Genomic DNA, 20,922 nt, shown 5'->3' with positions numbered 1-20,922 from the left:
GTTACACCCTCGCCAAAATTAAAACTTGCGCGTATAAAAAAAGGCCGCGCAAACGGCCTGTTATCTGTGGTGGGCCCTGTAGGACTTGAACCTACGACCTGCCGATTATGAGTCGGAAGCTCTAACCAACTGAGCTAAGGGCCCTTAATTATCTAGCTTAAGAACACTAAAAACGCCTTACTCGCCATCAAGAAAACATCTTAACTGCTCTGATCTGGAAGGATGCCTTAGTTTCCGCAGCGCTTTTGCTTCGATCTGACGAATCCGCTCACGGGTCACGTCAAACTGTTTGCCAACCTCTTCCAGTGTATGGTCGGTATTCATGTTGATACCGAAACGCATCCGGAGCACCTTGGCCTCTCTAGCTGTTAAGCCCGCCAATACATTTTGAGTGGACTCGCGAAGGCCGGCGATTGTAGCAGACTCTACCGGCGAAAGCATCTTGGAATCTTCAATAAAATCACCCAAATGCGAATCTTCGTCGTCACCAATCGGTGTTTCCATTGAAATCGGCTCTTTGGCAATCTTCAACACTTTGCGAATTTTGTCCTCGGGCATTTCCATACGCTCAGCCAATTCTTCCGGTGTAGCCTCGCGACCCAGCTCCTGCAAAATCTGTCTGGAGACGCGATTCAGCTTGTTAATGGTTTCGATCATGTGTACCGGAATACGAATAGTTCTGGCCTGATCAGCGATGGAACGGGTAATCGCCTGACGGATCCACCATGTTGCGTAGGTAGAAAATTTGTAACCGCGTCGATATTCAAATTTATCGACAGCCTTCATCAGACCAATATTGCCTTCCTGAATCAAATCCAGAAACTGCAAGCCGCGATTGGTGTATTTTTTGGCAATAGAAATAACCAAGCGCAAATTGGCTTCGATCATTTCCTTTTTAGCGCGCCTGGCTTTAGCTTCCCCTAAGGAGATGCTACGACAAATACTTTTCAGAACAGCAATGCTCAAGCCGTAGCGAGACTCGATATCGGCCAATCGCTGCTGTGCAGCCCTAATATTCTCACGGTGACTACTGAAAACCTCAGAAAAATTAGGCCTTGCAGCGATAAATTGATCCAACCACTCAAGGTTAGCCTCATTCTCGGCAAACGCATTGATAAAGTCCTTACGCGGCATTTTTGCTTTCTTGACGCAAACATCCAGTATGAAACGCTCTTCTTCGCGAATAGCTGAAATCAACTCTTCAGAAATGGATACCATTTTTTTCAAATACTGCGGCGTCCATTTAAACTCGCAAAATATTTCGTCTATCGCATCAAACAGTTTTTCGGTTTTATCATGGCCGTAACCATGTTTTTTAACCGAGGTCGTCGCGGCTTTTAAAGCTTTTCTGAGCAACTCGACTTTTTGCTTAACCTCTTCGTAATCAACGGTTTTGCTCTCTTCTTCAGCATCCTCAGCAGGCTCTTCAATCTCGATACCGCTGACGTCAATATCCTCAACCTCAGTGAGATCGACAAAACCCAACACCAAATCGTTGAGTCGTACGCCGGAGTCTTCAACCTGAACGGAATCAAATGCTTCGATAAAAGTTTCGACAATAAACCCGGATCGGGCAATGGCCCCCACTACTTGGCGTTGCCCTTCCTCAATCCGTTTCGCAATTTTTAATTCTTCCTCGCGAGTCAATAACTCAACCGAACCCATTTCACGCATATATAAGCGCACGGGATCGGTGGTTCGGCCGAACTCGCTATCGACAGACGCCAAGGCTGCGACTTCAGCCACTTCCTCGTCGTCATCTGCAGTAACGACGGCATCTGAGGTTATCAGCGAGTCATCGTCATCCGGCGCCACCTCATAAACCTGAATCCCCATATCATTGATCATGCCGATAATATCGTCGATTTGCTCGGGATCGATAATATCGCTAGGCAAATGGTCGTTGACTTCCGCATAAGTCAAATAACCCTGCGCCTTGCCTTTTGCTATCAGTTGTTTCAGTTGGGATTGCTGTTGTTCTTGATTCATTCTTTACTCACAATACGTTTTCAGCACCAAGCGCCGCAGAACAGGAAATTATAACGGCAAAAATTAATGCGGTCACCTAGGCCTTATCCCTTAAAAGCTTCCGCAGTATCTCTTTTTCTTCAATCATTAAGCCTTCTCGACCCTCCTTTTCGATCAATCGGGTTAGCATAGCTTCCTTGGCCTGTTTACAAAGCTGACGCAACGCACCGCAAAACTCGGACTCTTCCCCGCCCACCGGTACATCGAGATCTAAACTAGCTAAAGCTTTTACAGCTTTTTCCTGGGATGTTCCTCGGAAAGACTCCAACAAGATGGCGCTGTTTTCCGGCTTTTCAAGGGCGATCCGCTGCAAAACCTCTCTTAATAACTCTACCCCGGCAAAACTCAGATCGTCGAGCATAACCCCCTCACGCTCAATCAAACTTGCAAAATGCGGATGTTGGAGCAACAACCCTAAGACCTTGCGAGCCAAACTGATTCTTGGCGACGGAATGATTTTTTTGCCGACATTAAATTTAGACTTAAGTCTAGCCTGATTTTCGACAACATCCACGGCAATTCGGGAACCGGACAACTCCTGCAAACGGGTAAACATCATTTCCCTAAAAAACCCGGCAGGAACTTTTTCCAGCAAAGGCGTTGCCGTCGCCAGCAACTGAGACCGCCCCTCAACGGTTGTCAACTCCAATTGACCGACAATATTCTCGAAAAAGTAATCCGACAAGACCTGCGCATTGTCAATTCGTTCCATAAATGCGGATGAATTTTCAGCTCGCAACAGAGAATCCGGATCCTGCCCCTGCGGCAACAGCATTATTTTGATTTGTCTGCCATCACGCAAACAAGGCAAAGCAGCGTCGGCAGCCTTCCAGGCCGCCTGCCTGCCGGCATTGTCACCATCGAAACAAAACACCAATTCGGAGGCAAATCGGAACAATAAATCGATTTGCGCTTTGGAAGTTGCAGTACCCAGCGCAGCGACCGCATTAGAAATACCAAACTGAGCCAGGGCAATCACATCCATATAACCCTCTACCACCAGTATCCGACCGGGCTTGCTATTCTTTTCTAAAAGCTCACAAAGCCCATAAAGCTCCTTACTTTTAGAAAAAACCGCAGTCTCCGGCGAATTCAGGTATTTGGGCAAAGAATCATCCAATACTCGGCCACCAAACCCCACCACTCGCTTCCGTTTGTCCCTGATCGGAAACATCAATCTACCGCGAAAGCGGTCGTAAACCTTGCCATCATCCCTGACCACCAGCATACCAGCCTCGATCAAATCCGCTTGATCGAAACGCGCCAACAGGGCGTCCCACTTATTTGGCGCATACCCCAGAGAAAAATCCCGCGCCACCTCACCACTGACACCACGGGCTTTCAAATAATCTACAGCGATCCTACCCTCGGCATTTCCGCGCAATTGCTCGGCGTAAAACCCAGCAACTCCCGCCAACACCTCGTAAATGTGCGACACAGTTTTTTTATCCGGCCGCCCAGATTCGCCATCGATCAACTCCCTAGGCACATCCACGCCGGCAAAGGCTGCCAAATCCTCGACCGCCTCAACAAAACCCAGATGGTTAAATTCCATCAAAAAGCCGATTGCATTACCGCTGGCTCCGCAACCGAAGCAATGATATATCTGCCGACCGCGATTGACTGAAAAGCTGGGAGTTTTTTCGGTATGGAACGGGCAGCGCGCCGTAAAATTGCTGCCGGACTTTTTAAGAGGGACGCGCGAATCGATTAGATCGACAATATCGACCCGCACCAAAAGATCATCTATGAACTGACGAGGTATCCTGCCGGACATCTTACCGACAAGATATTAAGCGATAAAACAGGCCTTGATTCTCGCACTGACATTCGCCATGTCAGCTCTACCTTGCATTTGCGGCTTAAGCAAAGCCATCACACCACCCATGTCCTTTACCGATGTGGCGCCCACTTTAGCGATAGCGTCGGCGACCATACCATCGATTTCAGCATCACTGAGCGGTTGTGGTAGAAAATCTTGAATAACCAGCACTTCAGCTTCCTCGATTTCGGCCAAATCGTTGCGACTAGCGTCTCGGAACTGCTTGATGGACTCGCGCCGCTGCTTCAGCATTTTATCGAGCACAAGGATGATTCGCTCATCACTTAGCTCGATACGCTCGTCGACTTCAACCTGCTTGATAGCAGCCAAAATCATACGGATTACACCCAGCCTGCCTTTTTCGCCGCCTTTCATCGCGGCTTTCATATCGTCCGTGATACGCTTTTTTAACGCATCCATTGTCTGCCTTAAATTTGTGGACGACCGCGACGCAGATTTTTCAGCGCATAGCGTTCACGAGCCAGCTTTTTCAAATGACGCTTAACTGCCGCAGCACCTTTGCGTTTACGCTCGGTGGTTGGCTTCTCATAAAACTCGCGGCGGCGCACTTCAGCCAATACACCGGCTTTTTCGCACGCACGTTTGAAGCGACGAATCGCGATGTCAAAATGTTCGTTCTCTTTAACTTTAACTGATGGCATTATCAATAATCCGATTTATGTTAGTATCTTTTGACGCTATCGGCGATAGCAAGCCCGCCGAAAACGGCCGATTATACTCATAAAATTCTTTAATTCAAAAACTAATGTATGTTTTAGGCATAGAAAGTTCTTGCGACGAAACGGCTGTCGCCGTCTATCAGCCCAGTAAGGGCTTAATTGCGCACACCTTATACAGCCAAATTGCCACGCACGCCGAGTATGGCGGCGTCGTTCCTGAACTAGCCTCAAGAGACCATATCCGCAAACTGGTTCCGCTAATCAAAACGGTATTAAAAAAAGCCGAATTAAGAGCCAAGGACATCGAGGGCATTGCCTATACCGCCGGCCCCGGTTTGATGGGATCCTTACTAGTCGGAGCCGCCACCGCGCAAAGCCTGGCCTGGACCTGGCAAATACCGGCTATTGCTGTGCATCATATGGAAGGACATTTATTGGCGCCAATGCTGGAAGATAATCCGCCCGCCTACCCTTTCGTCGCGTTACTCATTTCAGGCGGCCATACCCTGCTTATCGAAGTCCGCGCGATTGGCGAATACCGCTTACTCGGAGAATCGCTGGACGATGCCGCGGGCGAAGCGTTCGACAAAACCGCAAAGCTATTAGGCCTGGACTATCCCGGCGGCCCGAAATTGGCTGAGTTAGCGCGCAACGGTCAAAATCGCTTTAAATTTCCCCGACCGATGACCGACAGACCAGGATTGGAATTTAGTTTTAGCGGCCTGAAAACCTTCACAATGAACGCGCTGTATGCCACCGAGCAAACCGAGCAGGACAAAGCGGATATCGCTTTCGCATTTCAACAAGCCGTCGCGGAAACACTAAGCATCAAATGTAAACGGGCGTTACAACAGACGCAGTTAAAAACACTGGTAGTAGCTGGGGGCGTGAGCGCCAACCACGAAATTCGGAAACAATTACAACAGATGGCCGCAAAAGAAGGGGCGGAAATTCGCTTCCCCCGTCCGGAATTCTGTACCGATAACGGCGCGATGATTGCCTATGCGGGATGCCAACGCTTAATGGCAGGGCAAACCCAAAACCTGGAAATTTTCGCCCGTCCGCGCTGGCCAATGGAGCAGCTAATCAGCCTATGATCAAGACTCTTGCCCAGCCAATAATCTCTGAATATTGCTTTTATGCCGCCACAGCAAAATCAGAGAAATAACGGTAAAGGTAATGATCAATTTGACATCGCCGACAATCAGCCAAACATAAAGGGGTGTTAATGTTGCAGCTACCAAAGCAGCTAGCGACGAAATTCTGCCCATTTTGTAAACGACAAACCAAGTGGCAGCAACCACCAACCCCAGCAGCCAAGCAACGCCGAGCGTCACGCCCAGCGACGTTGCCACCCCTTTGCCACCTTTAAATTCAAAAAAAATCGGATAAAGGTGTCCCAAAAAAGCGGCAAACACGACCAAGGACAACACCAGACTATCGACAGCCAACGCCTTCGCCAACAACACTGGTAATAGCCCTTTTAAAGCGTCACCGAGCAAAGTAATCGCCGCAGCCTTTTTGCCGCCGATACGCATAACATTGGTTGCCCCCGGATTACCGGAGCCGTTTTCCCGAGGATCCGCCAAACCCATCATCTTACAGACGATAATTGCACTAGACACCGACCCTGTTAAATAGGCCAAAGGCACCAACAACCAATCCATCATTTAATCAACCTCTCGTCAATACTTGTACAGCGGCGCCATTTACTCGATACTGCCGCCTCTTCAAGAAATATAATAACCGGAAAGCAACGATGGACATCATCTTTTTAGGCGGGCTTGAAATCGATACCGTGATAGGTATTTACGAATGGGAAAGGAAGATTAAACAAAAAATCATCCTGGACATTGAAATGGGCTTTGACATCCAAAAAGCCGCCGCCAGCGACGATATTGCCCACACACTGGACTATAAAGCCGTTTCGGATCGCGTTGTCAGCTTTGTCGAGCACAGCGAATTTTATTTAGTGGAAAAGCTGATAGAAGAAATTGCCGGCATTTTACGCAGCGAATTTGCGATTCCCTGGGTAAAAATCACCCTAAACAAGAAAGGCGCCATTAGCCGCGCACGTGACGTCGGCATCATCATCGAACGTGGCGAAAGATAGTCATGCCTACCGGATATATCAGCATCGGCAGCAATATTGATAAGGAAATTCACATTCCAGCCAGCCTGCTCACGCTACGCGAATTGTTCGGAGAGCTGACCATTTCCAGTATCTTCGAAAGCGAGCCGGTAGGCTTTGTCGGCGACAGCTTTCATAACCTCGTCGTGCAATTCGAATCGGCGTTATCCGCGAAAGAAGTCGCCAAATTGCTGAAGCAAATTGAACTGGACCACGGCCGTAGCAGGGAAAGTCAAAAATTCTCCGCCCGAACTCTGGATTTGGACTTGATTTTATACGGCGACCAAATCATCAGTGACGGCAGACTGCAAATTCCGCGCGATGAAATAGAACACTATGCCTTCGTACTGGAGCCTTTAGCGGAAATTGCGCCAAACGCCACCCACCCGATAAGCAAGCGTTGTTACAAAGATCTGTGGCACGATTTCGACAAACGCGATTTACGCCAAACCAAACTTGAGAAATAACGCTCTGTAAACTTCAGCGAAACAGTGTCCGTCCACCATCTACCGTCAGTACTTGACCGGTAATATAATCGGCGCTGCCAACCAAAAACCTTACTGCTTTGGCAATATCGCCTGCTTCGCCGCGACGCTGCAAGGCAATTTTTTTTAAGATTTCCACTCGCTCCGCTTCATCTACATCTTGCTCCGGCCATAAAATAGCGCCCGGAGCCACCGCGTTAACGCGGACTTCCGGCGCCATTTCCCTGGCCAATATCCGCGTCATCGCCACCAAACCGGCTTTAGCCATGCTGTAAACCGGAAAGCCCGGCAAACCTGTCTCGGCGTGAATATCGGCGATATTGACTACACAGCCGTGTTTAACTTTTAGTGACGACCACAACGCTTGTGTCAAAAAAAACGGCGCTTTCAGATTACTAGCCATGGCCAAATCCCAGTCCTGTTCCGTGACTTGCCCAAAGGGTACGGATTGAAACAAGGACGCGTTATTCACCAAAACATCGACACCATCCCACTGAGCTACTGCATTTTCGGCCAACTTCTGGATGCTGCTAAACACCGACAAATCGCCGCTTAATACCCGTGCCGATTCGGCTCGCACGGCGTTCAACTCGGCAGCTAAACCTAAAGCGTCTGCATCGGAGCGGTTGTAATGCAAAATCACATTACAACCCTCACCGTGCAGTAAGCGGGCACACGCCGCACCAATGCGTCTTGCCGCACCGGTTATCAGCACATTTTTGGGCATTTATTGCCCAGCGGCCGGCAAACTGGCGATCAATTTTTTTCTAATCAGATAGCAAGCTGCCAATGCGACGAATACGGGTAATTGGGTAAGTAAAAACTCAGTCACCGAATGCTTGGTTACCATGCCGGCCAATGGCACCACAATCAGCATTTTAGATAACCACCAAGTCAGCCAATACCCTATCAGACCGATCACAGACCAATTAATTAACGGGCCGCCATGATTTTTCGCCGCCATATAAAACCAAACCAAGGTCAAAATACCGCATAACTTAGCCAGAAATAACATCTTCTCCCCCATTTTATTGTTGTTAATATGCAAACTAAACCGTAACGCAATGTAAACCAATCCCGGCAGAAAGATCAAATCAATACCGTCAGACCCTTTATAGCTTGTGCTTCAAACTTGCAGGCTTAAAACATATAATCGCAGCCATCCTAAAACAAGAACATGAGGAACACCCATGCACGCACGTCTTTTTACCATCGCATTGCTAACTATCGGTTTCGGCAATTCTGCTTGGTCGCAATCCACACCCAGCCATGGCGGTCACGGCGGAACCAGCGGCGGCGCAGAGGGCAGCGGCTGCATCAACGCTAAAATTAGCCGCTACACGCCGGAACATTTAGCCACAGTCAAACCGGGTTCGGAGTTTTCATTTGCGGTTTCCGGCAGCAATGGGCCGGGCCACATTCATGTCAGCATTAAACAGCAACCTGTCGCGGTTCAAATTGAAGACAAGGACACGTTCTATTTGGTGAAAGGTAAACTGCCTGACGACCTTAAAAACACGGTCGTCAGAATCTCGGTGAAAGCCAAAGCAAAAGTCAGTAAATGCGATGCGGACGGCGGCTGGCTGCTAAAAATTGCCGAGTAATCTTAGGGCGTCATATTGGGAGGATACATTCAATAAGCTCAATTGAAATCCCACTCGAACAACGTCCACTTGTTGATATTGGTGTTTTCGTCCAAATCATTTTTTTTTACATCCATCTGCTCGTCGCCGTTGGTATCCAGCATGTAGTAAGCAGGGCCAACCTGGGGCTGAATTTTCACCATGTATAGCTTGCCGTTGCGGCGAAACTCCTGAATAGTATCTTTGCCTTTACGAATAATGGTAATGTCGGGCTCCATCTCTTCCCCTGACTGCACCGGAGCCGGTAAATCAGGCGGTTCCGGAACTGGCGCCAATTCGTTGGCATCAGGGCCTGCGGCAAAAGCAACGATCGGCAAAAACAGCATCAAGCTAAAACCCAATAAACAAGACATCAAGATCCCTGCAAAAAATTTGAATGTGGGTAGTCATGATAATACAGATTCGGTAAAGCCGTATAAATCCATGGCTTGCCGGCTCCCTTAAACACACTAAAACCAGCAGGCATAAAAAAACCGGCACTTCCAAAAGAAAGTGCCGGCTTCTTCAGGCAGGTACTAAGCCTGTTTACGTAAGTATTTCTCTACCCCGGTAGTTCTAGCCACGACCTCATCCTTGGACTGCAAGGCTTGCTTTGCCATGTAACGCGCCACACCCGACACGCCAGGCGCATCCTTTGCTAGTGCGTCCTGTTTGGACATGTATCTGGCTACACCAGTGAGTTCTTTCGAATCCTTATCCAGCAACTCATGCTTAGTGACATATCGGCTAACCGAGCTCACTTCGGCAACAGGTTTTTGCGCTAATATTTGCTTGGCTAAATACTTGCTGACACCAGTAGGCGGCGGCAACTGTCTGGTCAATATTGCCTGCTTGGCAAGGTAACGGGCAACGCCGGTTAAAGGCTCTGCCTGACTTTGCAATTGCAACTGCTTAGCCAGATATTTGGCAACACCGGTTGGCTTTGGCGCCTGCTGGGCAGACGCAGCCTGCCTAGCAAGGTAACGCTCTACAGCGGAACCCTCAAATGCCAATTCCTCCGCCAATTCTTGCTGGGCATTTTGTTCTTGATTCAACTGAGCCTCCGCCTTTTCCTGTTGAGCTAGCGCTTCCGCTGCAACATATCGCGCAATCAAAGCCGCAGCGGCCGCTTTTTTGTCCGCCGCCGCCTGCTCCGCCAAAAACTTAGCAACGCCGGTTAAAGGCGCCTGTTCTTTCAATAAGCGCTCCTGTTGAGCGACATACTTAGCAACACCGGTTACTATTGGTGTATCTTTTGCCAACAAAGCTTGCTTAGTGACATATTTGCTCACCCCGGTTGCGATTGGCGCTTCTTTTGCCAATACATCTTGCTTCAAAACATATTTGGCAACGCCGGTAATCAATGGTGTCGAACCGGTCTGCATATTTTGCCGAATGACGTACTTAGCGACATTAGTCACCACATGGTCTTCGCGATCATTTTTGGTAATGTATTTAGAAACTCCAGTTACCGGCGCTTCTTTAGACAAAATCGACTGCTTGATCAGATATTTCGCTACCCGAGTAACCGGATTTGCCTGTTGTTGAATCAAATATTTATCAACACCCGTCGCAACCGGCTCGCTCTCGGTCAGTTCTTCAACAACCTCTTCAACTAGTTCAGCAACTTCTTCCGCTGCTTCCTCGACAACCGGCTCCACAACAACCACCTCTTCGACGGGTTGCCGGGCTTTTTCCAATTCTGCTTGCAAGGCAAGATATTTCGCCACCCCGGTTAACGGCTGGCCGTTTTCGTCCAGCTCCGGCTTAGGCGGCTCAAGTTTTTGCAGATAACGAGCTACACCGGTCAATTGCGCGTCTTCGCTGTCGACACGAGAATAAGCTTCCGACCGACTATTACTACTGCTCGAATTGTCGAACAAAAAGCCGAATAAGCTATTCATCAAACTGTTTGTTGCCATTTGAGAATACTCCTGAATGTAATAATTGTTATGTGTCTAGACGACGAGTTCATCAAATTCACGGTATAGCCTAAAAATACTAGGAGCCCGCTGCGCTGAATACTACTTTAGGCTGAAAATTGGCTGCCGGAAACTTGGCGTCAACTTCTGAGGTCTGCTCCTGTTTTGCTTCGGCGCAAGGCGCACTAGCATTACTGGTAGCGGCGACCGGAGAACTGGCCTTGGCTACCTCCGCAATAGCAGGATCTCTGTAGAGAACCTTAGGTTGAAAATCCGCGGCAGGATATTCCTGGGCACTGACAGCAGCCGATGCAGCAAACAGCAAGCCCGTTAAAAACTTCTTAATCAATTGCGTGTTTATCATGATTCCACCTTACTCTATTGATTAAAGACGGGCCTGCCGGCAAACTCGTCACCGACAGGCCTTTCACTTAGCGCCTATTAAAGCACAGCTTCCACATTAGCGACGACATTGTCCACGGTAAAGCCGAACTCTTTGAAGAGCTGACCTGCCGGGGCCGATTCGCCGAAACGGTCCAATCCTACGACTCTACCCGCGCTGCCGGCGTATTTCCACCAGCTGTCGGTTACTCCCGCTTCTACTACCACGCGCTGAGTCACGCTTGGCGGCAATACGCTGTCTTTGTAAGCTTGGTCTTGCGCTTCGAAGACGTTGGTAGACGGTAATGACACCACGCGGATTTTTTTGCCTTTCGCAGCCAGTGCATCGGCCGCTTTCAATGCCAATTCCACTTCGGATCCGGTGGCAATGATGATCGCGTCCGGTGTGCCATCGCTGTCTTTCAGGATGTAGCCCCCTTTGCTGATCGCGTCAATTTGTGCGTTGGTACGGGGCACGTGCGGCAGGTTTTGACGAGAGAAGATCAGAGTGCTCGGTCCGTCTTGACGTTCGATGGCGGCTTTCCAGCACACGGCCGACTCGACCGCGTCGCAAGGGCGCCAGACGTGCATGTTGGGGATCATGCGCAGGGTGGCGGTTTGTTCGACCGGTTGATGGGTGGGGCCGTCTTCGCCCAGACCAATGGAGTCGTGGGTGTAAACGAAGATGGTCGGGATTTTCATCAACGCGGCCATGCGCAGGGCGTTACGGGCGTATTCGCTGAACATCAGGAAGGTGGCGCCGTAGGGTTTGAAGCCGCCGTGCAGGGTGATGCCGTTCATGATGGCGGACATACCGAATTCACGCACACCGTAGTAGGCGTAGTTGCCATCGAAGCCCGGTTGGTTGACGTCTTTGCAGCCGGACCACAGGGTCAGGTTGGAGCCCGCCAAGTCGGCAGAGCCGCCCAGTAATTCGGGCAACAAGGGGCCAAAGCCGTTCAGGGTGTTTTGTGAGGCTTTGCGGCTGGCGATGGTTTCGCCTTTGGCATCCACCGCAGCGATAAACGCTTTGGATTTTTCAGCCCAATCGGCAGGCAGTTCGTTTTTGATCACGCGACGTTCAAATTCGGCCGCGAGTTCAGGGTGTGCGGCTTTGTAGGCCGCAAATTTGTCGTTCCAGGCGCTTTCCAGTTTGGCGCCTTTGGCATTGGCGTCCCAACCGGCTTTGATGTCGGCAGGGATTTCGAACGGCGCATGCGGCCAGCCCAGGTTTTCACGGGTCAGGGCGATTTCCGCTTCACCCAAGGCCGCACCGTGACATTCTTCTTTGCCTTGTTTGTTCGGCGAGCCAAAACCGATGGTGGTTTGGCAACAGATGATGGTCGGTTTGTCGGTGACTTTTTTCGCGGCTTCGATAGCGGCTTTCACAGCATCGGCATCGTGGCCGTCGACTTTAGGAATGACGTGCCAGCCGTAGGCTTCAAAGCGTTTTGGGGTGTCATCCAGGAACCAGCCGGCAACGTTGCCGTGACCACGGACTTCACCATCGATGGAGATGTTGTTGTCGTCGTAGAAGGCGATCAGTTTACCCAGTTTCATGGAGCCGGCCAGGGAGCAGGCTTCGTGGGAGATACCTTCCATCAAGCAACCGTCACCCAGGAATACGTAGGTGTGGTGGTCGACGATGTCGTGACCGGGACGGTTGAATTGACCGGCCAGGGTGCGCTCGGCTAAAGCGAAACCGACGGCATTGGTGATGCCTTGCCCCAAAGGACCGGTGGTGGTTTCGACGCCCTCGGTGTAGCCATATTCAGGATGACCCGGGGTTTGCGAGTGCAGTTGGCGGAACTGTTTCAGTTCTTCGATCGGCAGGTTGTAGCCGGCCAAGTGCAGCAAGGAATAAATCAGCATGGAGCCGTGACCGTTGGACAAAATGAAGCGGTCGCGGTTGGGCCATTTAGGGTTGCTGGGGTTGTGTTGCAGAAAATCGTTCCACAATACTTCTGCGATGTCGGCCATCCCCATCGGGGCACCGGGGTGCCCGGAGTTGGCTTTCTGTACGGCGTCCATGCTAAGTGCGCGGATGGCGTTCGCTAAGTCTCGGCGCGAAGGCATGTTTAATTCTCCTTTGAATCTGGTAGTGCGAGCCGGCTCGTAATCGGCCGTGCCCGGTAAAAACTGGGGGTTATAACGAACGAAAGGACGAGTGGCGCTAACCACCCGTCCTTATATTTCCTAACAAATAGGAATTGACAAAGCTGGTTTATGCAGCAGCAGCGTCAACCAGTTCGCGGATTTCGCGAGCAGCTGTTGCTGGGCATGGTGCGCCATAGATAGCAGCACCAACCACGATGATGTTAGCGCCAGCTTCAACGACTTGTTGAACAGTCGCTTGTTTGATACCGCCGGCAACAGAAATACGTACGCCCAAGCCCAAACGAGCGATGTCGTTCAAGTCGCCAAATGGGGTTTGGCCTGCCGCTTGTGCATCCAAACCGGTGTGAATACCGACGATTTGCGCGCCCAATTTAACAGACTCTCTCGCGCACTCGGCTTTGTCAGCCACGTTGATCAAGTCGATTTGGGTTTCGGCAGCGTGTTTTTTTGCTGCCTTGATAACGCCAGCGATAGTAGCCAAACCGGATACGCCCAACACGGTGCAGATGTCTGCGCCTGCAGCGTAGAAAGCGCCTGCTTCGTATTCGCCTGCGTCCATAGTTTTCAAGTCAACCAACAACAATTTGTCTGGGTAACGTTGTCTCAGTTCTTTGACTAGGTTGATACCGTTGTATTTAATGCAAGGAGTGCCGATTTCAAAAATATCGACATAAGGCGCCACTTTATCAGCCAATTCGACAGTTTGGTTGAAATCCAGTGAATCCAACGCCATTTGAATTAATGGTCTTGCCATATTTATGTGCTCCGATTGTTATAGTTACAGTTATTGTTTTAAGACCCACCCCCCAACCAAACACCATTTTCAGGTCTTTAAGTCGAGAGCGCCGCAAGCCTTTGTCGATGGGCATTTTTCGCGAGTGCGGCAACTCTAAATCAGAATAAGGCACCCTGTCAATTGAAGACCGACTATTTACCCGGCAAAAACCCCGTATTTAGTCGAGACCGATAAAAACTTAACCGCCCAGACCCGTCCAAGGCTTGAATAGCCCCGTCGCGTCAACCCCAAACATATCCAGAATTCGCCCCACCCCCTCATCAACCATTGCCCGCACGGAATCGGTCTTGTTGTAAAAAGCCGGCATTGGCGGATAGATAATCCCGCCCATTTCCGTGACGCTGGCCATATTGCGGATATGCGCCAAATTTAACGGGGTCTCGCGGGGCACCAGCACCGTTTTGCGGCGCTCTTTCAACGCCACGTCCGCCGCTCTGGAAATCAAGTTATCGCCAAACCCATGCGCTACCGCCGCCAGCGTCTTCATCGAACACGGGGCAATCACCACGCCTTCGGTCTTGAAAGAGCCGCTGGCAATACAGGAAGCAATATCGTTTATGCCATGCGTAACATCCGCCAGCTCATACAAAGCAGCCCGATCCATATCCAGTTCGTATTTCAGGTTAACCAAGCCGGCGGACGATACCACCAGATGCGTTTCCCATTCGTCTTGCTCTCGCAATATTTGCAGCATCCTGACGCCGTAAATAGCCCCGGTTGCGCCGGTCATGCCGATGACCAGTCGTTTTTTATTGCTCATAATGCCCTTGTCTACGCTAAAAGCCTGGCCATCTCATCGGTCGCGGATACTAACGCATCGATCATTTCGTCGCCCCGCGCAATGTGGCCGGCATTAGGCAGCACGACGTAACGCGATTGCGGCAACGCTTGATGCAGGCGCCAACCGGCTTCTATAGGACAGGTCAAATCGTTTCTGCCGTGAATGATGATAGTTGGTATCGACTGAAACGCCGCACAGTTTTCCAGGATTTGATTTTCGCGGATGAAATAATCATGGATGGCATAAGACAATTCCATTTTTACTTGCCGTAGCATTTGCTCGCTAACCGACTCCATACTCTCCAAATAGTCATTTCCCAGAGCCACTTGTCCGCTCCAGGCCTGCCATTGTTGAGCAGCACGTTTAGCTACATCCTGATCGGCACCAAAAATCGCCTCCACCAATCGCTCCAGGACATTCGCATCCGGCAAATTGGGCAAAGCATCCAGCAAGATCTGCCAGCGTTCGGGGTAGATTTTATTGACGCCGTTACCCAGAAACCACTCCATATCGGCCTGCCTCGCTAAAAACACTCCGCGCAAAATCATTGCTAATACCTGTTGCGGATACTGCTGCGCATAAAGCAAAGCCAAGGTGCCGCCCCAGGAACCGCCGAATAACAACCACTTTTCGATGCGTAACTGTTGGCGGATGCGCTCCATATCGGCCAGCAAATCCTGAGTGGTATTGCCTTGCAATTCACCAAACGGCTCGGATAATCCGCAGCCACGCTGGTCCATCAGGATAATGTGGTAGCGCTCGGGATCGAAAAACCGCCGATGATCCGGCTTGGTGCCGGAACACGGCCCGCCATGCAAAAAAATCGCCGGAATACCGGCCGGATTGCCGGATTGCTCGACATAGACGCGATGCTCGCTATCAGTTTCCAGAAAAAAGGTATGGAACGGCGCAATATCCGGATAGAGGGTTTTCATTGTTTTCATCCATAAAAAAAGGGAAGGCTGTGACACCTTCCCTTTTGCGTGCTAACTAAGGGTCAACTTAGAATTTGAAACCCACGTAACCGCCAGCATTGAAACCGTCGGTTGGTGTGCCGTCGAGGCTGCTGGTTGCATAGTGGTAACGCACGTCAGTACCCAGAACAATGCCTCTGTAGAGGTCATATTCTGCACCGGCGCCGAAGTTCATGCCGGCGTTCAACACGGAAACCGCGTTGGATGGAACACCCAGGATGTTGATATCCAAACCAACAGGGATAATCCATGGACGCAGTTTGCTGTCATGCATGAATTTGATTTTTGGTGAGGCGTTGATTCTCAGGCGGGCATCGGTTGATGTCGGTGACCCAGCATTAATTGCCACAGCACCGGTTCCACCAACCGCTACTGGCACAACAGCAGTACCATTTGTGATTGTGTTTGTGCCTGTGCCGTATTGAGCATATTCAATACCCAACTCGATAGCGAAAGACGTATCATCCATCAAGCCGAACAAGTCGTTATTGACATTGAAGTCGAACGCACCACCAAAGTAAAAGCCGTCGTTATTTGAGTTATTGGACAACAACGAACCTTTTTCATTTAAGGCACCGCCACGATCTTGATCCAGAGAAGCCCAACCGCCACGAACCGCTACCAAGTTATCTTTTGCAGACGCTTGCGCAGGAGTTGATTTAACAGACGCCATCCATTGATCCAACTCTTGCACTTTCGCGTTAGCGGCAGTGGAGCTGGCGGATGAAGATTTAACGCGACTCAATTCCGCTTGCATGGCTTGCATTTGCTCGGCCATTTGTTGCATTTGTGCTTCCAGAGCTTCGGTTTTTCTGGCAGCAGCGTCAGCGACGCGCTCAGCACTTGAACCCGCTGCTTGGACTTGTGGGGCAATGAATGCTCCAGCCATTGTTAAAGACGCTGCGGCAACACCCAGCGCTAATTTGCTTTTAGTAAAACTCATTGTTGTTCCCCCCAAGGGTAATTATTGTTAAGACTGAATAGCTTTAAAGCAACACAGGATTTCTTCACGTGGGCAATAATAGCAGCAAAACACTAGCCTTACAAGTTTTAAGTCTATTTTTTTTACTCAAAAAATTTGTTTTATATCAATAAGATACAAATACTTTGTAAACTATAATCCATATTTGTCAAAAATTAACAACAGCCATTTGCTTTTTCACACACCCATGGACAATCGGCAAACCCTATCAAAATAAACCGCCTTCGTGTTACCTTAAAAAAGCCTTCTTACACCCGTTTTCCTCGGCATTTGCATGACCACACACCTGGATATTCTGATCATCGGCGGCGGTATCAGCGGCCTATTAGCCGCTCGCGAACTGCGCCTGGCCGGCCGCGACGTCACCATCCTCGACAAATCCAAACCGGGCCAGGAATCCTCATGGGCCGGCGGCGGCATTTTGTTGCCGATTTATCCCTGGCGCCAAGCCGCAGCGATCTCTGATTTGGCGGTCAACAGCTTAAAAAAATACCCGGCCTTAAGCCGGGACCTGCTCGCCGCGACCGGTATCGACCCTGAATGGTATGACTGCGGCATGCTGATCTGCAAAAACCCGGACTACGCACAAGCCATAGAATGGTGCGAGCATTACTGCATCGACTACCAGCCGGCAGCAACGTCATTGACCGAGCCGTTTACCAGCGATCTCGACCAACCGCTATGGCTGCCAGGAATTGCCCAAGCCCGTAACCCCAGATTGTTAAAATCACTCCACGCTTACTTAATACAATCCGGCGCGAAATTTCTGGATAGTACCGAAATTCGCAAGATCGGCATCGCCAACCACCGAGTTGAACGCATTGACACCAACAACGGCACCTACTCCGCTCGGCACCTGATCGTCAGCGCCGGCGCCTGGACCACCGATTTAATGCGGGATTTATTGCCGGATTGGCCGGTAGACCTGCAAATCAAGCCGGTCAGAGGGCAGATGCTGCTGTTCGACGCCACACCAACAACCTTGCCTTATATGGTGCTGGATGGCGATCAATATTTGATCCCGCGCCGCGATGGCAAAATCCTGGCGGGCAGCACCGTGGAGCAAGCCGGCTTTCACAAAGTCACCACCGAAGACGCCAAACAACAGCTTTACCAATTCGCCACCGAATTACTGCCGACCTTGAAAAACTATCCGGTTTGCCATCATTGGGCCGGTTTGCGTCCCGGCAGCCCGCAAGGCATACCTACGGTTGGACAACATCCCGAAATTGAGAATCTCAGCATCAACGCCGGCCATTTTAGAAATGGTTTGGTGATGGGGCCCGCTTCCGCAAAGCTGTTGGCGGACCTGATTCTGCAGCGCCCCACCGAAATTGACCCGACCCCGTATTCGCTAACTCGAGCAACCGCGCCATGAACCTTTATCCCTTGCTACGCCCTCTACTGTTCTCCCTGAACCCGGAAACCGCGCATCATGTCACGCTGGATTTGTTAAAACTGGCCCAGCACAGCGGCTTGTCGGTTTTGAGCAAACCCAAAGTCAGCGACAAGCCGGTCGAAGTAATGGGCTTGAACTTTAAAAACCCGCTGGGACTAGCGGCCGGTCTGGACAAAAACGGCGACTACATCGACGCATTGGCCGATCTGGGTTTTGGCTTTATCGAAATCGGCACCGTCACGCCGCGCCCGCAACCCGGCAACCCCAAACCGCGCCTGTTCCGTTTGCCGGAACACCAGGCCATCATCAACCGGATGGGCTTTAACAACCAGGGTATCGATCATTTATTGGCGCAAGTCGGCACCTGCCGGTATCGCGGCATTTTGGGCATCAATATTGGTAAGAACGCCAATACGCCTTTGGAAAACGCGACTGAAGATTATTTGATCGGTCTAAGGAAAAGTTACGCAGCGGCGAGCTATATCACCATCAACATTTCCTCGCCCAACACCAAGAATTTGCGCCAACTGCAGCAAGGCGACGAGATCAAGCAATTGCTCAGTGCTTTGAAGGAAGAACAACTGAAATTGCAAGCGGCGCAGGGCAAATACACGCCCATCGCGGTAAAAATCGCGCCGGATTTAACGGATGAAGAAATCAGCCACATCGCGGCATTGCTGGGGGAATTTGGCATGGACGGAGTGATTGCCACCAACACCACCATCGCCCGCGATAAAATCCAGGGCCATATCCATGCCAATGAAGCCGGCGGCTTGAGCGGCGCCCCGGTTAAAGACAGTTCGACTCGGGTCGTGAAAGGTTTGGCAGCGGAATTGAACGGCAAACTGCCGATTATCGCGGCCGGCGGCATATTGAGCGGCACAGACGCCCAGGAAAAACTCGCCGCAGGCGCCAGTCTGGTGCAAATTTATAGCGGCTTGATCTATAAAGGCCCGGCTTTGATCGAAGAGATACTGAGCACTATCTGATAAGCCAAAAGGTACGCGGTGCGTACCCTACCAAGCTGCGTTGAGTCCGACTTAATTTCTAATCTTGTACCCGGTCTTAAATACCCACCAGACAAAAATCAAACACACGGTCAGAAAGCCAAAGGTCATGCCTATGCTCATCGCCACATCCACGTCGGCCATGCCGTAAAAGCTCCAGCGAAAGCCGCTGATCAAATACACCACCGGATTGAACAAGGTAACTTTCTGCCACAAGGGCGGCAGCATATTGATGGAATAGAACGCGCCGCCCAAGAAAGTTAGCGGCGTCACAACTAACATCGGCACCACCTGCAGCTTCTGAAAACTGTCGGCCCACAGGCCGATAATGAAACCGAACAGGCTGAAGGTCACGGCCGTCAGTAACAAAAAGCCTATCATCCACAGCGGATGGGCGATCTGGTAAGGCACGAAAATCCGGGCCGTACCCAGAATCAGCAGCCCCAACAGCACCGACTTGGTCGCCGCCGCGCCCACATAACCCAGCAGCACTTCGATCCAAGACACCGGCGCCGACAGCAGTTCGTAAATCGTGCCTGCCCACTTCGGCATATAGATGCCGAACGAAGCGTTGGAGATGCTTTCGTTGAGCAGATTCAGCATCACCAATCCGGGGATGATGAAGGCACCGTAGCTGACGCTATCGATGTCGCCCATCCGTGAACCGATGGCTTTGCCGAAGACGATGAAATACAGCGAGGTGGTCAGCACTGGCGCGGCGATGCTTTGCGCCAGCGTGCGAAAGGTGCGGGCCATTTCGAAGCGGTAAATGGCGCGAATGCCGTATATGTTCATGATTGCACCCCTTGTGATTGGTGAACCAGGCTGACGAAAATGTCTTCCAACGAGCTTTCGCTGGAGCTAAGGTCTTTGAAATCGATCCCGTGTTCGCTCAGCCGGCGCAGTAGCTCGGCAATACCGGTCTCCTCTTCCTGGGTATCGAAGCTGTAGACCAAGCGTTCGCCGTCTGCTGTCAGCGTCAACGCCCAGGCGTCAAGCTCGGCCGGAATCTCGGACATGGGCTGGCGCAAAGTCAACGTCAGCTGCTTCTTGCCGAGCTTGCGCATCAGCACGGCTTTGTCTTCCACGATGATCAATTCGCCCTTGTTGATGACGCCAATCCGGTCCGCCATGTCTTCGGCTTCCTCGATGTAATGGGTAGTCAAAATGATGGTGGTGCCGTTGGCCCGCAGTTCGCGCACCATGCGCCACATGTCGTGGCGCAGTTCCACATCGACACCGGCGCTCGGCTCATCCAAAAACAATATCGTCGGCTCATGTGCCAGGGCTTTGGCGATCAGGACCCGGCGTTTCATACCACCGGACAGCGACATGATTTTCGCGTCGCGCTTGTCCCACAACGATAAATCCCGCAGCACTTTTTCCACATAGTCAGGGTTGGGCGGCTTGCCGAACAGCCCGCGGCTGAAATTGACCGTGGCCCACACCGACTCGAAGGCGTCTGTGTGCAATTCCTGTGGCACCAAGCCGATGGCGGCGCGCACGGCGCGGTAGTCTCGGACGGTGTCGTGGCCGTCGGCGATGATGGTGCCGGCACTGGCGTTGACGATGCCACAGATGACGCCGATTAACGTGGTTTTGCCGGCGCCATTGGCGCCGAGCAAAGCAAATATCTCACCGCGCTTTATGTCCAGGTTGATGTTTTTCAATGCCTGGAAACCACCGGCGTAGGTCTTGCTGACCCCGCGTATGGAAATAATAGGGTCGTTATTCATGGACAATACGCGGTTAAGGGTTGCCGATAAGGTTTCGTCATGTGGTTTCCTGTATGCA

The 20,922-nt window shown here is 50.9% G+C and carries 23 protein-coding genes and 1 tRNA gene; 6 read left to right on the top strand and 18 right to left on the bottom strand.

From position 1 onward, the window contains the following. Nucleotides 1-67 precede the first annotated feature (67 nt). From DDY07_RS21525 to rpsU, 5 genes are all read right to left on the bottom strand, one after another. Nucleotides 68-144: transfer RNA gene (locus DDY07_RS21525), tRNA-Ile, on the bottom strand. A gap of 33 nt (nt 145-177) precedes the next feature. Next, complete coding sequence (gene rpoD / locus DDY07_RS21520; RefSeq protein WP_171697379.1) at nt 178-1,989, bottom strand: RNA polymerase sigma factor RpoD; 1,812 nt, start codon at nt 1,987-1,989, stop codon at nt 178-180. Between the two features lie 76 nt (nt 1,990-2,065). Continuing rightward, nucleotides 2,066-3,805: a DNA primase gene (gene dnaG, locus DDY07_RS21515; protein ID WP_171697378.1), complete on the bottom strand. Its 1,740-nt coding sequence runs from the start codon at nt 3,803-3,805 to the stop codon at nt 2,066-2,068. Between the two features lie 15 nt (nt 3,806-3,820). Next, a complete protein-coding gene (locus DDY07_RS21510) occupies nt 3,821-4,270 on the bottom strand; it encodes a GatB/YqeY domain-containing protein (protein ID WP_033157692.1) in 450 nt (149 codons plus the stop codon). An 8-nt stretch (nt 4,271-4,278) separates the two neighbouring features. Beyond that, the gene (gene rpsU, locus DDY07_RS21505; RefSeq protein ID WP_020483611.1) at nt 4,279-4,512 is read right to left on the bottom strand and encodes a 30S ribosomal protein S21; all 234 of its coding nucleotides are present in this window, start codon (nt 4,510-4,512) and stop codon (nt 4,279-4,281) included. 104 nt (nt 4,513-4,616) lie between these two features. Between rpsU and tsaD the strand changes: the two genes are divergently transcribed. Continuing rightward, the gene (tsaD, locus tag DDY07_RS21500) at nt 4,617-5,627 is read left to right on the top strand and encodes a tRNA (adenosine(37)-N6)-threonylcarbamoyltransferase complex transferase subunit TsaD (protein ID WP_171697377.1); all 1,011 of its coding nucleotides are present in this window, start codon (nt 4,617-4,619) and stop codon (nt 5,625-5,627) included. Here tsaD and plsY read toward each other — a convergent pair whose 3' ends face one another. Then, a complete protein-coding gene (gene plsY / locus DDY07_RS21495; protein WP_171697376.1) occupies nt 5,628-6,200 on the bottom strand; it encodes a glycerol-3-phosphate 1-O-acyltransferase PlsY in 573 nt (190 codons plus the stop codon). A gap of 89 nt (nt 6,201-6,289) precedes the next feature. Here plsY and folB point away from each other — a divergent pair, with 89 nt between their 5' ends. Next, entirely contained in the window at nt 6,290-6,643 is a 354-nt protein-coding gene (gene folB / locus DDY07_RS21490; protein ID WP_033157689.1) for a dihydroneopterin aldolase, read from the top strand. 2 nt (nt 6,644-6,645) lie between these two features. Next, a complete protein-coding gene (gene folK / locus DDY07_RS21485; protein ID WP_101054502.1) occupies nt 6,646-7,128 on the top strand; it encodes a 2-amino-4-hydroxy-6-hydroxymethyldihydropteridine diphosphokinase in 483 nt (160 codons plus the stop codon). 13 nt (nt 7,129-7,141) lie between these two features. Here folK and DDY07_RS21480 read toward each other — a convergent pair whose 3' ends face one another. Both DDY07_RS21480 and DDY07_RS21475 read right to left on the bottom strand, forming a co-directional pair. Then, nucleotides 7,142-7,873 carry a pteridine reductase gene (locus DDY07_RS21480; protein WP_171697375.1) on the bottom strand — a complete coding sequence of 244 codons (732 nt, stop codon included), beginning with the start codon at nt 7,871-7,873 and terminating at the stop codon, nt 7,142-7,144. Further along, nucleotides 7,874-8,161 (bottom strand): hypothetical protein, encoded by a 288-nt coding sequence (locus DDY07_RS21475; RefSeq protein ID WP_033157686.1) that lies wholly within the window; start codon nt 8,159-8,161, stop codon nt 7,874-7,876. 175 nt (nt 8,162-8,336) lie between these two features. On the opposite strand from DDY07_RS21475, the gene DDY07_RS21470 reads away from it, so the two are divergent. After that, nucleotides 8,337-8,750: a hypothetical protein gene (locus DDY07_RS21470; RefSeq protein ID WP_033157685.1), complete on the top strand. Its 414-nt coding sequence runs from the start codon at nt 8,337-8,339 to the stop codon at nt 8,748-8,750. Between the two features lie 38 nt (nt 8,751-8,788). On the opposite strand, the gene DDY07_RS21465 is transcribed toward DDY07_RS21470, so the two are convergent. From DDY07_RS21465 to DDY07_RS21430, 8 genes are all read right to left on the bottom strand, one after another. Continuing rightward, entirely contained in the window at nt 8,789-9,115 is a 327-nt protein-coding gene (locus DDY07_RS21465) for a DUF2782 domain-containing protein (protein WP_253734768.1), read from the bottom strand. A 189-nt stretch (nt 9,116-9,304) separates the two neighbouring features. After that, nucleotides 9,305-10,690, bottom strand: a complete 1,386-nt coding sequence (locus tag DDY07_RS21460; RefSeq protein WP_171697373.1) for a hypothetical protein — start codon at nt 10,688-10,690, stop codon at nt 9,305-9,307. A gap of 79 nt (nt 10,691-10,769) precedes the next feature. Next, entirely contained in the window at nt 10,770-11,054 is a 285-nt protein-coding gene (locus tag DDY07_RS21455) for a hypothetical protein (RefSeq protein ID WP_171697372.1), read from the bottom strand. Nucleotides 11,055-11,131: 77 nt separating this feature from the next. Next, entirely contained in the window at nt 11,132-13,147 is a 2,016-nt protein-coding gene (gene tkt, locus DDY07_RS21450) for a transketolase (protein ID WP_171697332.1), read from the bottom strand. Nucleotides 13,148-13,295: 148 nt separating this feature from the next. Beyond that, nucleotides 13,296-13,943, bottom strand: coding sequence for a 3-hexulose-6-phosphate synthase (gene hxlA / locus DDY07_RS21445; protein ID WP_033159367.1), 648 nt, complete (start codon nt 13,941-13,943; stop codon nt 13,296-13,298). Between the two features lie 220 nt (nt 13,944-14,163). Then, nucleotides 14,164-14,745: a UbiX family flavin prenyltransferase gene (locus tag DDY07_RS21440; protein WP_171697371.1), complete on the bottom strand. Its 582-nt coding sequence runs from the start codon at nt 14,743-14,745 to the stop codon at nt 14,164-14,166. 11 nt (nt 14,746-14,756) lie between these two features. After that, entirely contained in the window at nt 14,757-15,701 is a 945-nt protein-coding gene (pip, locus tag DDY07_RS21435) for a prolyl aminopeptidase (RefSeq protein ID WP_171697370.1), read from the bottom strand. 67 nt (nt 15,702-15,768) lie between these two features. Further along, the gene (locus tag DDY07_RS21430; protein WP_171697369.1) at nt 15,769-16,683 is read right to left on the bottom strand and encodes a hypothetical protein; all 915 of its coding nucleotides are present in this window, start codon (nt 16,681-16,683) and stop codon (nt 15,769-15,771) included. Between the two features lie 313 nt (nt 16,684-16,996). Here DDY07_RS21430 and DDY07_RS21425 point away from each other — a divergent pair, with 313 nt between their 5' ends. Both DDY07_RS21425 and DDY07_RS21420 read left to right on the top strand, forming a co-directional pair. Further along, nucleotides 16,997-18,100 carry an FAD-binding oxidoreductase gene (locus DDY07_RS21425; protein ID WP_171697368.1) on the top strand — a complete coding sequence of 368 codons (1,104 nt, stop codon included), beginning with the start codon at nt 16,997-16,999 and terminating at the stop codon, nt 18,098-18,100. Then, nucleotides 18,097-19,110: a quinone-dependent dihydroorotate dehydrogenase gene (locus tag DDY07_RS21420; protein WP_171697367.1), complete on the top strand. Its 1,014-nt coding sequence runs from the start codon at nt 18,097-18,099 to the stop codon at nt 19,108-19,110. The genes DDY07_RS21425 and DDY07_RS21420 overlap by 4 nt, the downstream gene beginning before the upstream one ends. A 51-nt stretch (nt 19,111-19,161) precedes the next feature. On the opposite strand, the gene DDY07_RS21415 is transcribed toward DDY07_RS21420, so the two are convergent. Both DDY07_RS21415 and DDY07_RS21410 read right to left on the bottom strand, forming a co-directional pair. Next, complete coding sequence (locus DDY07_RS21415) at nt 19,162-19,923, bottom strand: ABC transporter permease (protein WP_171697366.1); 762 nt, start codon at nt 19,921-19,923, stop codon at nt 19,162-19,164. Then, a complete protein-coding gene (locus DDY07_RS21410; RefSeq protein ID WP_171697365.1) occupies nt 19,920-20,864 on the bottom strand; it encodes an ABC transporter ATP-binding protein in 945 nt (314 codons plus the stop codon). Before DDY07_RS21410 ends, DDY07_RS21415 begins: the two co-directional genes overlap by 4 nt. Nucleotides 20,865-20,922 lie beyond the last annotated feature (58 nt).

This window comes from Methylomonas sp. ZR1, from assembly GCF_013141865.1.
In the GTDB taxonomy this organism is placed as follows: Bacteria; Pseudomonadota; Gammaproteobacteria; order Methylococcales; family Methylomonadaceae; genus Methylomonas.
Note: the sequence above shows the minus strand (reverse complement) of the source record. Positions and strands in the feature narration are given on the sequence as shown.

Bases quoted from the DNA above. Each gene is read 5' to 3' on its own strand.
- rpoD (WP_171697379.1), bottom strand. From the start codon at position 1,989: ATGAATCAAGAACAACAGCAATCCCAACTGAAACAACTGATAGCAAAA.
- dnaG (WP_171697378.1), bottom strand. From the start codon at position 3,805: ATGTCCGGCAGGATACCTCGTCAGTTCATAGATGATCTTTTGGTGCGG.
- DDY07_RS21510 (WP_033157692.1), bottom strand. From the start codon at position 4,270: ATGGATGCGTTAAAAAAGCGTATCACGGACGATATGAAAGCCGCGATG.
- rpsU (WP_020483611.1), bottom strand. From the start codon at position 4,512: ATGCCATCAGTTAAAGTTAAAGAGAACGAACATTTTGACATCGCGATT.
- tsaD (WP_171697377.1), top strand. From the start codon at position 4,617: ATGTATGTTTTAGGCATAGAAAGTTCTTGCGACGAAACGGCTGTCGCC.
- plsY (WP_171697376.1), bottom strand. From the start codon at position 6,200: ATGATGGATTGGTTGTTGGTGCCTTTGGCCTATTTAACAGGGTCGGTG.
- folB (WP_033157689.1), top strand. From the start codon at position 6,290: ATGGACATCATCTTTTTAGGCGGGCTTGAAATCGATACCGTGATAGGT.
- folK (WP_101054502.1), top strand. From the start codon at position 6,646: ATGCCTACCGGATATATCAGCATCGGCAGCAATATTGATAAGGAAATT.
- DDY07_RS21480 (WP_171697375.1), bottom strand. From the start codon at position 7,873: ATGCCCAAAAATGTGCTGATAACCGGTGCGGCAAGACGCATTGGTGCG.
- DDY07_RS21475 (WP_033157686.1), bottom strand. From the start codon at position 8,161: ATGTTATTTCTGGCTAAGTTATGCGGTATTTTGACCTTGGTTTGGTTT.
- DDY07_RS21470 (WP_033157685.1), top strand. From the start codon at position 8,337: ATGCACGCACGTCTTTTTACCATCGCATTGCTAACTATCGGTTTCGGC.
- DDY07_RS21465 (WP_253734768.1), bottom strand. From the start codon at position 9,115: ATGCTGTTTTTGCCGATCGTTGCTTTTGCCGCAGGCCCTGATGCCAAC.
- DDY07_RS21460 (WP_171697373.1), bottom strand. From the start codon at position 10,690: ATGGCAACAAACAGTTTGATGAATAGCTTATTCGGCTTTTTGTTCGAC.
- DDY07_RS21455 (WP_171697372.1), bottom strand. From the start codon at position 11,054: ATGATAAACACGCAATTGATTAAGAAGTTTTTAACGGGCTTGCTGTTT.
- tkt (WP_171697332.1), bottom strand. From the start codon at position 13,147: ATGCCTTCGCGCCGAGACTTAGCGAACGCCATCCGCGCACTTAGCATG.
- hxlA (WP_033159367.1), bottom strand. From the start codon at position 13,943: ATGGCAAGACCATTAATTCAAATGGCGTTGGATTCACTGGATTTCAAC.
- DDY07_RS21440 (WP_171697371.1), bottom strand. From the start codon at position 14,745: ATGAGCAATAAAAAACGACTGGTCATCGGCATGACCGGCGCAACCGGG.
- pip (WP_171697370.1), bottom strand. From the start codon at position 15,701: ATGAAAACCCTCTATCCGGATATTGCGCCGTTCCATACCTTTTTTCTG.
- DDY07_RS21430 (WP_171697369.1), bottom strand. From the start codon at position 16,683: ATGAGTTTTACTAAAAGCAAATTAGCGCTGGGTGTTGCCGCAGCGTCT.
- DDY07_RS21425 (WP_171697368.1), top strand. From the start codon at position 16,997: ATGACCACACACCTGGATATTCTGATCATCGGCGGCGGTATCAGCGGC.
- DDY07_RS21420 (WP_171697367.1), top strand. From the start codon at position 18,097: ATGAACCTTTATCCCTTGCTACGCCCTCTACTGTTCTCCCTGAACCCG.
- DDY07_RS21415 (WP_171697366.1), bottom strand. From the start codon at position 19,923: ATGAACATATACGGCATTCGCGCCATTTACCGCTTCGAAATGGCCCGC.
- DDY07_RS21410 (WP_171697365.1), bottom strand. From the start codon at position 20,864: ATGAATAACGACCCTATTATTTCCATACGCGGGGTCAGCAAGACCTAC.